This window comes from Olivibacter sp. SA151, assembly GCF_054130995.1.
The window spans coordinates 2,651,255-2,667,993 of the sequence record NZ_CP096391.1 but is presented as its reverse complement, the minus strand read 5'-3'; the positions used below and the strand labels follow the sequence as shown (position 1 = coordinate 2,667,993).

The window sequence follows — 16,739 nt, the reverse complement described above, 5'->3', positions numbered from 1 at the left end:
TTCCTAGTTTTTAGTAATTACTTCGTCCAAGTTAAATAGGGTGTTCGCGACTACCAATAAGGCTGCACTGCTTGCATCCTTTTTAACCTGTTCCCCTAATAAAGAATCGATGCGATCCGGATGTGTTTTATATTCATCAAAAGCGGTTTGATACAACTTGGATAAAATTCCCAGCTTTCCGGCCGGGATAGGCTTATACATAATCCATTCATAACCTTTTGCAATCTGATCGTTAACCTGCTCGCCCCCCTCCCGTTGCATCCGATCAACGAAATGGCGCGCGAGATCTATATAGACTGAGTCATTTAGTGTTACCAAAGCTTGTAGGGGCGTATTAGTGCGGATCCGCCGTGGATTACACACCACACGTTGTGCACCATCAAATGTTATCATGGAAGGATAAGGTGCCGAACGCTTCCAGTAGGTATATACCGCCCGACGATACCGATCGTCCCCTTTTGCATTTTCCCATTTGGCGCTATTATATGGCGAATTCCATATACCTTCAGGCTGCCAGGGCATTACCCCTTTTCCATACATTTCCGTCCTGAGCACGCCACTGATCGACAAAAACTGGTCGCGCAGTTGTTCGGCGCTGAGTCGCATACGTGGTCCTCTGGCGTACAGCTTATTAAACAAATCCTTTTCCCGGAGCTCCTTAGTGATCCTAGAGTCTTGTCGGTAGGTTGCACTCATCATAAGCTCCTTCACCAATCGCTTCACACTCCATTTATAGTCATGCATAAACCGCCACGATAAATGATCGAGCAGTTCGCGATGCGTCGGGTCCATGCCTTGTGTACCCATGTCTTCCAGGGTTTCCACGATACCTGTCCCGAAAAGTTGCTCCCAAACACGGTTCACCATCGTGCGCGAAAGCAGTGGATTGCGCTTATCCGTGAGCCACATCGCCAGTCCCATCCGATTTTTCGGTGCACCTTTCGGCATGGCATACTTAAATGCCGCCGGGACATCGGCATTTACCTCCTTTCCCGGCGATATCCAGGCACCACGCTCAAAGACAAAGGTTTTACGTTGCCTATTGGTCGGATTTTCTACCATAATCGGTGTTGTACTGGCAGGTGCTTGCAGTAAGGTCCAGAAGGTCTGTTTTTGTTCTTCATAACCAACCTTGCCTTTTCCGGGAAATTGATCACTAAAGTAAAACCAATCAAAAAATACTAACACCTCATCACCTTTACCTTTACTTGCATTCCGATAGGTAATATATACATCGTGTACGCCTTGTTGCATGGGGAAGTCTACTGCCTGGATCTGGTAACCCTCCTTAGCTTCCACCTTCCAAGAAGCGAAAACCGGTCCATCCGGCCTGTCCAGGTGCAGCTGCATATGGCCGCCGGGCACCTTGGAAGCAAAGTGGTAGATCATTTGGTCAACACGGTTCAAATCCACTGCCGCAATCCGAGCAACACCATGATTACGGAAGTAAAGCGCAATGTTATTATTGCCGATTACCGCATTGCGTAAACTATCCGTAGTCGTAGAATTGATTGTCGGTTGTCCCGTTTTTAGAAACTTATAGATCTCAGCGGCCTTTTGTTCAGAAACATTTTCTTTAAGCCATTTTGTCAAGGACTTCAACTTCAGTTCCATATCTGGAGCGAACTGTTTTAATAAAGGATATTCGCTCGGCACATCTTCATCCCGCGAATTATTAAAATAGGCCATAAACTTATAATACTCATCATGCTTAATGGGATCATAAGGGTGACTGTGGCATTGTACACAGGCAAAAGTAGTGCTTAATAGCCCTTCCCATGTCGTATTGACGCGATCGATAACCGCCGCCACGCGGTATTCCTCGTTACTGGTACCACCCTCGTCATTGGTCATCGAATTCCGATGAAAAGCCGTCGCGATATACTGCTCGTCCGTTGGATTCACATAAAAATCACCGGCTATTTGTTCGGTAATAAAGCGATCATAGGGCTTGTCTTCATTAAATGCTCGGATTACCCAGTCGCGGTATTTCCAAATATTACGTGCTCCGTCTGATTCATACCCTTTTGTGTCTGCATATCGTGCTACATCGAGCCACATGGAGGCCCACTTTTCGCCAAAGGCAGGCGATTTCAATAAGTCATCTATTAACTTCTCATAGGCTTTGTCGGCATTCGGATCACGTAGATAGGCGTCTGCAAGCGCCGACTTGGGCGCCATGCCAATTAAATCTAAACTTGCTCTTCTGAGTAAGGTAGCACGATCGGCTTCCTTTGACGGTTTTAAGCCAGCAGCATCTAGCTTCTCGTAAATAAAACGGTCAATTTCATTGTGTGCCCAATCCTCCCCCTTACTAGGCACTTCTACTTCCGTAACGGGCAGGTAGGCCCAATGCTCCCCCCACTTCGCACCCTGTTTTATCCATTTCTTAAAAACGCTTATCTCTTCTTCACTTAGCGGCTCATGTTTGTAAGGCATACGTTCTTCCACATCCTTTGTCAATAAGCGCTTAACAAACTCGCTACCGTCGGGATTGCCGGGAATGATAGCCGGTTTACCGCTATTGGTAGCAGCCATTGCTTCTTCCTCGAAAAGCAAACTGAAACCTCCTTGCTGTTTTACGCCTCCATGGCAGGATATGCACTTTTTGTTAATGATAGGCTTCACCTGCGTATTAAAATCAATCGGATCCTCATGCGGAAAAGCAAACACGATTAATACAAGCACTACCGCTACCGCAAGTAAAATAAGCAACTTTTTTCTATGGAATACCACCATGCTCTTCTCGGTTTATTTCATATTGGTTATAAAAGGGAACGACATCATCTCGCTTCCCTGTTTCTTATTTATTAGGTTTTCAATATCTAAGATACTGAAAACCACTTTTCGTTCAAAGAAAGATTCAACGGTTCTACACTTTCTTTTTTTATTTTTTCGGATTCCCCGTATTGTTTGTTTTAACGATGAATCAATTGTTGTTCTAGTTCTTCGAGCGTTTGTCCCTTGGTCTCCTTTACCCGGTGCTTCACAAACAAAAAGCCGGCAAAACAGATAGCCGCATAGAGGTAGAAGGGCCCATAGGTACCTAAGATTTCAGCGAGAACGGGAAACGTAAAAACTAAAATGAAATAAGCGATCCAAAGCGACACAATGGCAATGGATGAGGCCACACCGCGGATCTTATTCGGAAAAATCTCGGCAATCAAGACCCAAGTAACCGGCGCCAACGAAGTGGCATACATAGCAATGGCCATTAACACAAAAATAGATACCACCGTGGCGTTCATTTCAAGTTGCAATACCCCCGCTAATACGAGATAAACGACGGCAAGGCCTAGAGATCCGATTAACATCAAAGGACGTCTCCCAAGTTTATCCACCTGCCACATAGCAATAACCGTAAAAATTAAGTTAACCGTACCAATGGCAACGGTTTCGAACAGCTGTCTATCCAGATCAGCGCCTATGGATTCAAAAATCGTGGAGGTATAATTGAATACCACATTGATACCACATAACTGCTGGAATACAGCTAACGTAATGCCGACAATGACGGCCGGACGTACTGCCTTTTCAAATACGGCCCGAAAGGATTGCCTGGCTGCACCCTTAAGGGATGCCTGAATTGTTGAAAAAGTTTCTGCAGCAAAAGCCTCACTTCCGATAGCTGACAACACCTTACGCGCACGTTCGTCCTGCCTTGCTTTTAACAGCCATCGTGGGCTCTCCGGCAACCAAAGCACACCAATAAAGAACAAAACGGCAGGTACAGCCCCCAGGCCAAACATCCACCGCCAGGCCTCGGGGCCATTGTCTGCAAGGGTATAGTTAACCAGGTTGGTCACCAGAATCCCTATGACGATGGTCAGTTGATTGATAGCGACATTGCGACCGCGAACATGGGCCGGTGAAATTTCGGCAATATATAAAGGGCTTAACATCGAGGCCATGCCCACGCCTATCCCCGCAGCAAAGCGCATGAGTACAAAGATGGATAAGTCGGAGGCATAGGCCATTCCCAGGGAAGATATGGCAAAGATGAGGGCAGCTAACAGGAGGCCGGGCTTTCTGCCATAACGATCCGCCAGCTTTCCGGCCAGCAGGCATCCCACAATACAACCAAGGGCCAGCGAGCCGGTGAGAAATCCTTCCCACCATGCATTGAGTCCAAACGCCTCACGCAAAAAAGGTAAGGCACCGGCAATCACGGCGAAATCAAAACCAAACAGATAGCCTCCAAGTGCCGAAATAAAGGAGATACCCAAAATATAGGAATGCTTAAAGTTCAATTCAGAATCATTCATCGATATACTGTTTTATCGTCTATGTATTTCGTTACTCTTTACCTAGGTACACAAAGCGCGTCGAAACGCTGCAGGAAACCGATCATGCGTCTATGCAGAACGGCACCCAAATGACTATTGTTACGCTCCAATACTTGATTGAAAAAATGTTCGGCCCCATCCGTATTGCCTAGTCCCAATTGAGCCAATCCAGCCATATAAAGGCAATGAACATGGTTCTTGGCCGACAAATCCTGTTCAAAAACCAACAGATCCGGTAAGGATACAGCCATGTAATCAATTGAAATGACATCATGTAGATGATAAGCGCTAAAATCCGCCAGTCTATTAAATACCATGCGCGCCTTTTCTTCTTCCCCTAATTGTATCCAAGCCAATCCTTGATAAAAGATTTTGTCGGGTTGCGGATCATTATAAAAGATCGCTTGTACGGGTTCGTCATTCCCCCGTGTTGCCAGTTCAAAATACGCTTTTGCCTTCGTTTCTTCTTCCAACCTTTTATAGGCCAATCCGGTTAGGTAATGAATGTCATTTTCCGGGGTGTTAGGGAGTTTGCCTTCACCCAAATTTGGCGGATAGCAAAGCATGGCCTGTAAATAATCCAAGGCCTCCTCGAGCCGGTTTTCAAGCAGCGCTAATTTGGCCAATTCTTGCCCTGCCACCAGGTACTGGCCCGGCACCTTGCCCTCGCCCCCCTCCCAAGGGTGGAAATTACGCGATGCCAATTGTTGCCAGGCTTCATCATGTCGCTGCAATAAATTGAACAAGCTGATACGTTCAAGGTATAAATCGTCTCGCTGTTCTACCAAATCCCCATATTGAGCTAAAAACGAAAGGCGCTGATGTGGCGTTACCTGTTGTAAGCGATATAGCTGATCCAGCTCCATCAAAATACGGGCGTCAGTGCGATCCAGGAAAAACGCCTCCTCCAAGAAACGCAGGGCCTTTTCACGCTCGTTCTTTTTATTATAAAAGGCCAGTGCCAAATTCCGTTTTACGGTAGGAAAACCGGCATCTATACGAACCGATTCTTCCCAACAGTGAATGGCCTTTTCGTGCACACGTTTATCATACCAATAATTACCCAGATAATAGTACGCCTTGGCATCGTTTGGGTTAAAGGTTAAGGCTTTTTCCAGTGCCAGCATATCTTCCATCCGATTCGGAAAACAATAATCAGGACTGCATCTGCTTGCCTTCTCGAAAAACGAATGTGCTAAATCGAGTTGAGCCTGTAAAGAGGCGATATAACCTTTATGGTAATGAACCAAAGGGTCCGGGCTTTCGGCCAAGCACCCCAACCAGTCCAGCGCTTCCTCATAACAATACGCCTGCACGTAATCCAGCGCATACTCAATGAACGTACTGCTTCGCTCATTCATTAAAGCGACTGTATTGCTTATTAGGCTATCGGCTTCCTGTTCTTGGTTACGCTCTTTTAACAGCAAGTATTTTTCAAAATAAACCGCATAATTAAAAGCGTCCAGCTCAAGGCTAAAGTTCGCATAAGAAAAAGCCTCCTCTACACGCCCGAGCTTTCGTAAAATGACCACGCGCAAATGTTGTGCTTGTCCACTTGTGGTATTATTGGCAAGGGAGTGGTCTATATGTTCCAGTGCGCTGCTAAACTCGCTTCTACCCACGTCTATACGGGCGAGCATCAGATACGCAGTATCTTTCCAAGCAGCATTCCAGGTCGCTTTGTAAAACAGCGAATAGGCCTCATCCAATGCGTCGTTTACCTTCTTGAGCAAGCCCAAGTTATAAAGCACTTCGCTATCGTAAGGATTGGTATTTCTTGAGAGAAGTCGGCTTTTCGCTGCCAGAAAATGTACTTGGGCCTCCGTAAACAAGCCTCTTCTCAATAACCAAAGCCCCATGGCATTGTTATTCCGAATATCATTGGGATCGCGTTGAAGAGCCTCCTGATAGTAAGCCCGTGGATCGTAAGTGGCATGTCGATATTGTTCCAAGTGCAGACCGTGCAAATACAGTTCTTCGGTAGAGGGAACATCTTTCGGATCGGGTGCCGGTGTTGCCGGCGGCGGGATCTCCTTTTCTTCCGCACGTTCAGGGGCATAACGAATCAATAAAGCTCCTTCGCGATCATACACACGCAATTCGTAGTCGTGTAGAGCATCATACCTATCCGAATTGGTTAAGGTTTCCTGATAGCTATGGCTTGGCGAAAACGTCACCGTACGCTCCAAAATCAGTTTAGCACCTACAGTTACAACAATTCGAGCCTCTTCCCAAACACCGCTTGCATAAACACCTAGCGTGAGTTGTCCCTCCTGTAGGTCGAAGTGAACGGCCATGTCCTTATTTGCATTTTTCACTACACCAATTTCACTATAGGGCATAAAATACTGCACGAAAGACTTGGTTTCATTTGGCTGTAGCCATGAAAAATCAGGCTGGTTATCCGTAAAAGCGCCTGTCATTAATTCGATATACGGACCATCCGTATCCGTTAGATTCCGGTCCCAGGCCTTTCCGAAGTCGGCATTACCCCAAGTCCATTGTTTTTTACCCGGCACTACATGATGATTGGCCACATGAAGCATACCGGCTTGCGTGTCATGTTCATAGCCGCCCATAAAATCATAGGTTGAATTTACCGCCATGAAGGAAGTGGGTACCAGTATGTTTTTATAGCGTGAAATATCCGTTCCCGGAGCATAGTCCATTTTATAATATACCCCTTTCGCAATCGGAAAAGAAGAGACATCCCGCTTCCCATGATCGTACACGGCATGCACATCCGGCGGAAATATCGATTGATAATGATCGTTCACTTTTACGGCAGGGTTTGCCCACCATAAGAAAGTCTGCGGAAAAAGTGTTCTGTTCGTTAAATGCGCCTCAATCTCCAGGTAAGCCCTGCCCGGATAAAGCCTAAAGCCGGCTCTGCCCTTTGTTCTGAACATCATTTCCACTTCATTGACCCACACCGTTTGCTCGCCATTTTCTCCGTGCTCAATCGTATATTCTACCGGCAAAAAGGTACTGGGGCGATGATGCTGGGGCCAGTTGAATTCAATACCACCCGAAATCCAGGGTCCTGTCAGGCCTACCAAAGCTGGCTTGATGACGTGGTTGTAATAGATGAAATGCCTTTCCTTCACTTTATCATAAGCCATCTGCACCCTACCCCCTAGGGCCGGGAGTATCATCACTTTAAGGTATTGGTTTTCCAGAAAAACAGCATCATAGCTCACATCTTCTTTCTCGTCAAAGATCTTTTCCACCACCGGATAAGGATAAACAACGCCACTGCTTCCTTGGTATACCCTTTTTTCCAAGAACATTGGATTTTTCTCGGCCTCACCAATTTTATAAGTTGGTATGTTGATTTTTTCGATCCAAACCTTGACTTCAGTCTGCATAGTATATAACGGTTAATGAGACAAAGTTAAGGTCAACCGGTACACGAAGCATGGAGAAAGCGTTTTTAAAAATGGATTATATTACTATCTTGCGGGAATTTTAAACCAATTTATGATTAGAAAGAAAGAAGGATTTGAAGGAGAAAAGGCCATCATCATTCCTCCGAAAGTCGTTAATCAATACCGGGACACGTTCCTTACCAGGGAATTTTACATTACCGATATTGGCTTTTACCCAAAGGCCAAATACCACTACCGAAACCGTCCCGAAGGGACAAATGAACATATATTGATTCATTGCGTCGAAGGTAGGGGAAGTGCTACCATCGATGGTTTCGACCTGCCGATCGAGGCAAATCATTTCCTCATCATCCCTACCGGAACGCAACACCTCTATCGTGCCGATCCAGCCTATCCATGGACAATTTACTGGTTTCACTTTGGCGGGAAGCAAGCCGACCTCATAGTCGCCCATCTTTTCGAGAAAATGCTTTCCCAGAAAAATAAGATCATGCGAAGCGAACCCCATTTAGCACTTTTTTCCAAAATATACAACACACTGCAGCAAGGCTATAGTAAGGAAAATATGGAGTTTATAGCCCTCACTATGCCTTTTTACCTGAGTGCCTTTCTTTTAAACGACCGTTTCAACTATCACCCCGATGAACAGGCAGAAGATATCGTTGATCGCACTATTCGCTTTCTCAAGACTAGTATTCATAAAACATTAAGTCTGAAAGAGATCGCTGATCAGGCGCACCTATCCGTATCCCATTTTTCAAATCTCTTCCACAAAAAAACGGGATATTCGCCTATTGAATACTTTAATCACTTAAAAATCCAGCATGCCTGTCAACTCTTGCAATTTTCCGACCGACGAATCTTTGAAATTGCTTTAGCCATCGGTATTGAAGACCCTTACTATTTCTCCCGTTTATTTAGCACGCAAATGGGAATATCGCCCAAACAATACCGAAAGCAATGGACGCTGTCAAAATCCTAACCGAAGTTACCTGACTACGTCCCAACTAAATGAAATTCACATTGAATCAAAAAACAAAACTCCCCGCTTTTCAGCTAAGGGAGAATAATAGAACGAGCCGGGATTTACCTAAAAGCTGACAACCAGTTTTCCAATCGTTTTTCCACTTTCCAACTGTTGGTGTGCTTCCTTAAAATTTGCAACGGACAAACCCTTAAGCGTTTCTTTTAGTGTGGTTTTTAAAACGCCACGATCCAATAAATCGGCAACCTTATTCAGAATATGATGTTGTTCAATCATATCATCCGTCTGGAAGGTAGAACGTGTGTACATCAACTCCCATGAAAAGCTGACGCTCTTAGCTTTCAATTTATTCAAAGCAAGAGGGGTAGCAGATCCGGTTATCGAACCAATATGACCTTGCGGTTTAATCAATTCAACCATTGCATCCCAATAGGTATTGGTATCCACGAAATCCAGAATAAAGTCGACATACTGAAAACCTGCTTGACGAACTTCGTCCACGAGCTTATAATGATTAACTACATAATCGGCACCCTGAGTCTTGCACCATGAAGCTGTTTCCGGTCGCGAGGCAGTTGCAATCACGGTAAGTCCCGCCACGTGCTTGGCAAGTTGTATCGCAATTGAGCCAACCCCACCGGCTCCGCCGATAATTAAGACGGATTTGCCCTTGTCACGCTCACCGATACGAAGCCTATCAAAGAGAATCTCCCAAGCGGTTAAGGCCGTTAATGGAATAGCTGCGGCTTCCTCCTTAGTAAGTTTTTTTGGTTTATGCCCTACAATCCGTTCATCCACCAACTGATACTCCGCGTTACTGCCTGCACGGTTAATATCCCCTGCGTAATACACTTCGTCTCCCACCTTAAATAAAGATGCCGCATCGCCTACCGCCTCCACTACGCCCACCGCGTCCCAGCCAATAATTTTTGGCTCTGTCAGTACCGTATCCTTTGCACTGTTCTGCCGAATCTTGAAGTCGACCGGATTGACGGATACAGCGCTTACTTTTACTAAAAGGTCTCGGCCTTTCGGGTTTGGTTTTTCTGTTTCAAACTCAATAAAACTGTCCGTTGCTTCAACGGGTAACGATGTTCTGAATCCTATAGCTTTCATATATTTATTCCTTAAGTACATCACAAAATTAGTAGGTTACAGAAAGAGAAACCAGTACAATTTCATGCTATATTTGTAAAAATCAATCCCCGATGACAAGATTTAACAGCTACCATTCGCTCAATATCTTTCGACTAGAAGCCGAAACCTGGAGTTATCCGGCACATAAGCACAACTTTTATGAACTCATTTTCATAGAAGAAGGTAACGGAAATCACGTGCTTAATGACGCTGTTGCGCCCTATCATATGGGTGATGTCTTTTTACTAAGACCGGAAGATACGCATTATTTTGAAATTGAAGCACCTTCGAAATTTATATTTCTAAAATTTACGGAACAACTATTCATAGAAAAGCTCGAAGGAAGCAGGACCGCTAAATGGCTCGACATCCTTAAAACCTTATTACAATCACCTTTCTCTATGAATGGCAGTTTAATCAAGGATAAAAAGGATCAAGATCAACTTAAACATTTACTTCAAATATTGCTGGCCGAGTTTTCCCACCAATGTTCTTACAGCCGTGAACTGCAACTCGAGCTCTTTGGAGCCATTATGATGATGTTGGCCCGAGCACAGGCTACCGCGCAATTTGGCACCCAATGCCCGGTGAATACCGAATTAGATAAGTTGAGCGAAATTCTGAGCTATACCCGTTTGCATGCGCTTGATGCAGATAAAGTACGTGTAGAAAGTATAGCCAGGCACTTCTCGATGTCACCTAATTACATCAGCATTTACGTCAAAAAACATAGTGGCTTATCCCTCCAGCAACACATTGTACAAATTAAACTGAAAGCCGCTGATCAGTTGCTGAAAAACGGGCGCAATAATATCAACGAAATTGCTGTCAAGCTTGGCTTTACCGATGCCAGCCATTTTAATAAAATCTATAAGAAGTACAACGGCAAAAATCCAAGGGACGTACAACGCCGTAAAACAGAAGCATTTCACGAATAATCGGGTTGCCTCTGGTTAATATAGCTGAAGATCTTGCTAATTTCCATGCTAAAGATATAAGCAATATTGTTTAGTATTGTTCCTTACAACCCGGTCCGGCATCGTCACCGGACAGCAAGATCTAAATATGAAAATACAACATGCTATCACACACATTATTTTACTTATTTTCCTATGCAAGAGTGCTACAGGTCAACATAAGAATAATTTAAAACTTTGGTACAGCAAGCCCGCCAGTAAATTTGAAGAAGCACTTCCTTTAGGCAATGGCCGTTTAGGTGCCATGGTTTATGGTGGCGTGCAAGAAGAGCGGCTGTCTCTCAATGAAGCAACGCTTTGGTCGGGCAAACCTGTTGACGAAAATAAAGTTAACCCACAAGCAAAGGATCATCTTCCCGCCGTACAGGAAGCACTCTTTAACGAAGATTATCAAACTGCGGATTCACTGATTCGCTTTATGCAGGGCGCTTATTCTCAATCTTATGAACCCTTGGGCAATCTATTGATCCATTTTAAACACCAAGGTACTCCCACTCATTTCAGGCGCGAACTGGATATTTCCCAAGCCATTGCACGGGTTTCCTATCAGCTTAACGGAACCAGTTACCGTCGGGAAATCTTTGCCTCGCATCCCGATCAGCTTATTGTCATCCGATTAACCGCAGAAGGTAAAGATAGGTTGGATTTTACTTGCCGTTTTAACAGTTTATTGCGTTCAAAAAGCAAGAAGCAAAGTACCAGCTTATGGATGCACGGTTGGGCACCTATTCATACCGAGCCTAATTATCGTAATAAAGAAAAAAATCCGGTGGTATATGATACGCTAAACAGCATGCGTTTTGCCTCCATGCTGAAAGTATTGAAGAACGATGGGCAAACCAGTTGGCAAGATTCATCACTCGCTATTTCGAACGCCAAAGAGGTAGTCTTACTTTTATCAATGGCCACCAGTTACAGCGGTTTCGACAAAAATCCGGGCAGGGCAGGAAAGAATGAATTAGATTTAGCGCTTTCTTACTTGAAGGAAGCAGAAAAGCAATCCTTCGCCTCATTGCAAGCAAAGCATATTCAGGACTATCGGCATTATTTTGACCGCGTTTCAATTAATTTAGGACACGGGGAGAAAGCAAATTTGCCCACGGATGAAAGGCTAGAACGCTTTGCCAAAGGTGACGGCGATAACAACCTCGTAGCACTCTTCTATCAATATAGCCGTTATTTACTGATTAACTCCTCACGACCCGGTGGCCAGCCAACCAATTTGCAGGCTTTGTGGAACGAAATTGTAAGACCGCCTTGGAGCAGCAACTATACCACCAACATCAATACCGAGATGAACTATTGGGGAACTGAGGTCGCTAACCTTCCCGAAATGCACCAGCCCTTATTCGATTTTATAGGCCGCCTAGCACAAACGGGTGCCATCACGGCTAAAAATTATTATAATGCTGATGGTTGGGTATGCCACCATAATACAGATATCTGGGCAATGACGCATCCGGTGGGTCATTTTGGCGAAGGGCATCCCTCTTGGGCCAACTGGCAAATGGCCGGCGTATGGTTAAGTACCCATTTATGGGAACATTTCGCTTTTACCGCAGATGCCGACTTCCTACGCAAGCAGGCATATCCGCTAATGAAGGGCGCCGTCGATTTCTGCCTGAGCTTTCTCACGACCAATAAAGACGGTTATCTAGTAACTGCCCCATCCACCTCACCCGAAAACATCTACATAACCGATAAGGGCTATAAAGGTGCCGTGTTGTATGGAAGTACGGCCGATATTGCAATGATCCGTGAGTTGTTTGCCGACTACCTGAAAGCAGCTGTTATCTTAAAAAAGGACAAAAAAACACAAGAAGCGGTTACCAACGCTTTGGCAAAGCTTCCACCCTACAAAATAGGCAGAAAAGGCAATTTGCAAGAGTGGTATCATGACTGGGAAGATGCTGAACCTCAACACCGTCATGTATCCCATCTGTTTGGATTGTACCCCGGCACTACCATAAGCGATGCATCCACACCGGAACTGGCAAGGGCGGTACAAAAATCATTGGACATCAGAACCAATGAAAGTACTGGCTGGGCTATCACCTGGCGCATCAACCTATGGGCCAGATTACACAACAGTGCGATGGCCTATGACGCGTTGAAAAAGCTATTCCGCAATGCCAATGACCCCGAAATCATCAAAAAAGGAGAAGGCGGACTTTACTCGAATCTATTCAGTACCTGCCCACCTTTCCAGATCGACGCCAACTTTGGCGGTGGTGCCGGCATTTCCGAGATGCTGCTACAGAGTCATGAACACTATATCGAGCTACTTCCCGCCCTGCCTAAGGAATGGCCCGATGGAGAAGTCAACGGGTTAGTTGCCCGTGGGGGCTTTGTCATCGATATGCAATGGCGGAACGGAAAAATTGTGCATGCCAGTATCGTTTCAAAAAATGGTGGGTCTTGTAAAGTAAAATATGGCACCCATAACCAAGAGATAGACACCAAAGCCACACGGAAATACACACTGAAATTTTAGAAGCGATGCATAAGAAAATATGCACCGAACAAGAAGCCGGCATGTTACCCTATTTTCTTGCAAACCACTACGAGTTTTCCCTTGTGAAAAATCAGCAAGTTACCTTCTTTATCTACTTCATAGGCATCTTCCGGGCTTTCCAGACTAACATAATAATTACCGTTTTTTTTCAGCTCTGTGGCATAAGCGCTAACCACCGGTTGATCGCTTACCTGAAGCTTTTTTCCTTTAAAAGCGATGGGCTGAATAAAAACGCGTTGTTGGCGAGCAATCACCTGATAAGCAACGTTCGCCCCTTCCGGTGATTTAATTGTTTCATCAAACCAAACACCTAACAAATGTGTAGAATCGGCTGCACTAAGCGCCATTTGGCCTACGGTATCCGGTTGACTAGGCTGAACGATGGATTTATCTTCCGTATTCGTAGCTTTGGGAGCTTGGCTTTGTGTACAAGCGGACGTCGCTAAAGCACCAATCAGCCATACAAGTCTGTGCAATCTGAGCGTATTTTTCATCTGCCGCAAAGTTACGAATAATTAATGGCTTAGGTTCGCACCTGTAGCAAACCTTCCCGTTAGGGAAAGCTCGAATGCTTTTGAAAACAAGCAAATGATGAAAAAAGTTGATTAGGACAATCGTTTTTTTAAAAGCAATTGCCCTGTATTGCATGTTAAACAGTTGCTATAAAGGCTATTATTTATTATCTTTGTTAAAATACTCAGCTAAATGGCCACATTGAATTCAACATTAGAAGATATCATGAAACTTGATTATACCTCGAGAGAGATGATATTGGAGATTTTGCAAAAAAGGCAAATCGAATCTAGACGTGAATTAATGGCTAAAAATGCCAAAAAATCGTTAAAGGAGTATCGCTCGGACAAAACGCAACCTATGTCATTGGAAGAGACATTAAATCGCCTTCATTCCTTGTAAAATTCCGTATATGGCCCATAAACTTGTATTATCTAAACAGTTTTATTCCCGTCCTCAACACTTAACGAAAATACTTCGCTAAATTCTTTTTAAAAAAAGCAGCACTTTCGGCTATACTCTCCATAGAGCTCTTCTTAAAATTTCCGCCCTGCTCCAGGTAATAATATTCCATACCGGCCAAGTCCTTATCTGGTAAAATTTTAGTATAATCTATTGAACCATTGCCCAGTTCTGTATAATCCTGTGTCACTTTATCCATGTCTTTGATATGCCACATTACAAAACGTCCGGGCTGCATGCTAAAAAGCGCTGCGGGACTTAATTTAGAAGCACGCATTACCCAGTAAAGATCGATCTGCAATTTCACCAAGTCAGGATCTGTCTCCTTCATAATTATTTCATAACCATTTACCCCACCATGATCTATAAATTCGAAATTGTGGTTATGATAAGCAAAGCCCAAACCGGCCTTTTTAATCCTTTCTCCAATCCTATTAAGTTTCGGGGCGAGTTGTTTAAATTGCTCGATACTTCTATTATTAGGATCTAACCAGGGCCAGGTGATATAAGGTTGCTTTAATATACCTGCACCGATAATACATTGATCCACATAAGCCATCAATTCTGCCTCAGGCGCATTGAAATAGCGAAAAAGATCATAATGACCACTGGTGGTCGTCAATCCATGATCGCTCAGTAGACCAAGAAAATCCTTTGCTTTTAAACCATAATAGGATACTGTTTTCGGGTCAAAACCATAAGTCTCCGTATCTTCATAACCCAGAGCCGCTACCTGCTTTATCGTAGCAAAAGGATCTTTTGCCATCGCATCACGAATCGTAAAAAGTTGCAGTCCCATCTTATAGGCGGATTTTGTTTCTTCTGCAAAAAGCGCATTTGGTAGCATAAGCGCTGAGGTAGCCATACAGCTATGTGAAATGAATTGTCTTCTGGTGATCATCGTGTACAATATCGGTATTTTCCGGCGTATAACGTAAAGCTATCCTTACTTAGGCACTACCGGTTAAGTTATAGTTGAAATTTTACATAAAATTAGTTACTCTTTAGCAAGCGGAGCACTGAGCCACTAAGAACAACACCAATAAGTCCGAGCACTAAAGCAACAATTGCTCCCGCTTTTCCACTACCGGAGCCGAACACGGCACCGGCAGTAATGCTAAGATGTATGATACTTAAAACAATACCAATCACGCCAAATATCAATGCAACAATAGCTGCTGTTCGGCCTTTACCCTTATTGCTAGTGGCGATATTTTTTGCCCGCCATCCCGCGCCCAGACTGAGGAGAGACATCACCCCTCCCACGAGCGCTCGTGCCCGCCCTGTGGTAATTCCCTGTACGGCAGAATAATGTTCACCGGTTTCGTCCTTCACCGTGGTCATCTCCGATTGATTGTCGATTGTACCTTCTTGTGAATATACCGCTGTTATTGCTAAAAATGAAAATCCAACGATCCACCCAATAATTAGAAGGTATGAAGTAACTGTTTTCATGGTCATTTATTTGGGACCAAGGTATAATCCTTAAAAATTTTTAGATTGTAAAAAAACGACATTTTTATTTTTCCTTATCCCACGGTACCCCGATCATTTGCAAAGACAGTATCTTGTCTAAAGTATTCCTTCGGATTGTAACCAGAGAAATTCTTAAAATCGTGAATAAAATGAGATTGGTCGTAGTAGCCATGTTCGTAGGCGATTTGCGCAAATGACTTATCCTGGAAAGATCTGTTGAGCAAGGAGTTAAACCTTGTAATCCGTAAAAACAGCTTTGGGCTAAAGCCTGAAAACTCTTTAAATCTCCTTTCAAATTGCCTTATTGATAAAAAGCTATGGTTGACTAAGGCACTGATAGATCCCACTTGCTGAGTGCATATAATCGTTTTGATAGACAAAGGAATATGGGTGTTCGTAGTCTTCGCATTTTTTAAGCGTCTTGTTAAGAAATCGCTTACCAGCTCAATTCGCTGGTGGTTGTTCTTGGCCAGCATGATTTCTTCTTCGAGAATTTCACCTTCTTTGCCACAGAGTGATTTAATGTCTGCCGATTCGTTGGTCAGCTCGTTCGCCGGTAGTCCGAATAATTGTGGAAGTGCGTGTGGGAATAAATAAAATCCAAAAACACCAAAATCTGTGGTTGAAGCGACTTTACCGAAGGTCTGCGTTTGCCCGTAAATTCCAGGAAATAACTTTTTTTCTGCTTCAAAAGCTGTTTGGAATTGAAATTGACCTTTGTAACAGAACACGAGCTCGGGACAAGGGTAAGCGAAGGCATGATGAACAAAGGGTGTATCCTGCGTAGCACTGCCCTCTGCAAACCAGAAGAACCGAATGTAATCGGCAAGTGTTGAAGAAGGAGGTATGACCTGGCCGTTCATATCACATTTTTTAAGATTTTCTCTTCTTAACTATAGAAAATGACTTTCAGAAATTTACTCAATTCACCAAATTGATGATTGTTCGTTATCGCTTCATCTTCCGTTTTTTAAAATACAATTACCACATTTCTCCCTT

At 44.1% G+C, this 16,739-nt stretch carries 12 protein-coding genes; 4 read left to right on the top strand and 8 right to left on the bottom strand.

Features of this window, described 5'->3' with window-relative positions:
* Window positions 1-3: 3 nt before the first annotated feature.
* From M1D52_RS10870 to M1D52_RS10860, 3 genes are all read right to left on the bottom strand, one after another.
* Complete coding sequence (locus tag M1D52_RS10870; RefSeq protein WP_437392588.1) at window positions 4-2,739, bottom strand: DUF1553 domain-containing protein; 2,736 nt, start codon at window positions 2,737-2,739, stop codon at window positions 4-6.
* Between the two features lie 179 nt (window positions 2,740-2,918).
* Window positions 2,919-4,265 carry a sugar porter family MFS transporter gene (locus tag M1D52_RS10865; RefSeq protein ID WP_437392587.1) on the bottom strand — a complete coding sequence of 449 codons (1,347 nt, stop codon included), beginning with the start codon at window positions 4,263-4,265 and terminating at the stop codon, window positions 2,919-2,921.
* Between the two features lie 38 nt (window positions 4,266-4,303).
* Window positions 4,304-7,654 carry a DUF5107 domain-containing protein gene (locus M1D52_RS10860; protein ID WP_437392586.1) on the bottom strand — a complete coding sequence of 1,117 codons (3,351 nt, stop codon included), beginning with the start codon at window positions 7,652-7,654 and terminating at the stop codon, window positions 4,304-4,306.
* Window positions 7,655-7,766: 112 nt separating this feature from the next.
* On the opposite strand from M1D52_RS10860, the gene M1D52_RS10855 reads away from it, so the two are divergent.
* Window positions 7,767-8,657, top strand: a complete 891-nt coding sequence (locus M1D52_RS10855) for a helix-turn-helix domain-containing protein (protein ID WP_437392585.1) — start codon at window positions 7,767-7,769, stop codon at window positions 8,655-8,657.
* A 108-nt stretch (window positions 8,658-8,765) separates the two neighbouring features.
* On the opposite strand, the gene M1D52_RS10850 is transcribed toward M1D52_RS10855, so the two are convergent.
* On the bottom strand, window positions 8,766-9,776 hold the full coding sequence (locus M1D52_RS10850) for a zinc-binding alcohol dehydrogenase family protein (protein WP_013667401.1): 1,011 nt from the start codon (window positions 9,774-9,776) through the stop codon (window positions 8,766-8,768).
* A 92-nt stretch (window positions 9,777-9,868) separates the two neighbouring features.
* On the opposite strand from M1D52_RS10850, the gene M1D52_RS10845 reads away from it, so the two are divergent.
* Both M1D52_RS10845 and M1D52_RS10840 read left to right on the top strand, forming a co-directional pair.
* Window positions 9,869-10,735 (top strand): helix-turn-helix domain-containing protein, encoded by an 867-nt coding sequence (locus tag M1D52_RS10845; RefSeq protein WP_377608573.1) that lies wholly within the window; start codon window positions 9,869-9,871, stop codon window positions 10,733-10,735.
* A gap of 127 nt (window positions 10,736-10,862) precedes the next feature.
* Window positions 10,863-13,268, top strand: a complete 2,406-nt coding sequence (locus tag M1D52_RS10840; protein ID WP_437392584.1) for a glycoside hydrolase family 95 protein — start codon at window positions 10,863-10,865, stop codon at window positions 13,266-13,268.
* 44 nt (window positions 13,269-13,312) lie between these two features.
* Here the strand turns inward: M1D52_RS10840 and M1D52_RS10835 are convergent, their stop codons facing one another.
* Window positions 13,313-13,783, bottom strand: coding sequence for a hypothetical protein (locus M1D52_RS10835; RefSeq protein WP_149105745.1), 471 nt, complete (start codon window positions 13,781-13,783; stop codon window positions 13,313-13,315).
* Between the two features lie 211 nt (window positions 13,784-13,994).
* On the opposite strand from M1D52_RS10835, the gene M1D52_RS10830 reads away from it, so the two are divergent.
* A complete protein-coding gene (locus tag M1D52_RS10830; protein ID WP_437366643.1) occupies window positions 13,995-14,204 on the top strand; it encodes a hypothetical protein in 210 nt (69 codons plus the stop codon).
* Between the two features lie 61 nt (window positions 14,205-14,265).
* Here M1D52_RS10830 and M1D52_RS10825 read toward each other — a convergent pair whose 3' ends face one another.
* The 3 genes from M1D52_RS10825 to M1D52_RS10815 all read right to left on the bottom strand — a co-directional run bounded on the left by M1D52_RS10825 (window position 14,266) and on the right by M1D52_RS10815 (window position 16,603).
* The gene (locus M1D52_RS10825; protein WP_437392583.1) at window positions 14,266-15,165 is read right to left on the bottom strand and encodes a sugar phosphate isomerase/epimerase family protein; all 900 of its coding nucleotides are present in this window, start codon (window positions 15,163-15,165) and stop codon (window positions 14,266-14,268) included.
* A 92-nt stretch (window positions 15,166-15,257) separates the two neighbouring features.
* On the bottom strand, window positions 15,258-15,719 hold the full coding sequence (locus tag M1D52_RS10820) for a DUF6223 family protein (RefSeq protein ID WP_437392582.1): 462 nt from the start codon (window positions 15,717-15,719) through the stop codon (window positions 15,258-15,260).
* A gap of 74 nt (window positions 15,720-15,793) precedes the next feature.
* Complete coding sequence (locus M1D52_RS10815) at window positions 15,794-16,603, bottom strand: AraC family transcriptional regulator (protein ID WP_437392581.1); 810 nt, start codon at window positions 16,601-16,603, stop codon at window positions 15,794-15,796.
* Between the last annotated feature and the right edge of the window lie 136 nt (window positions 16,604-16,739).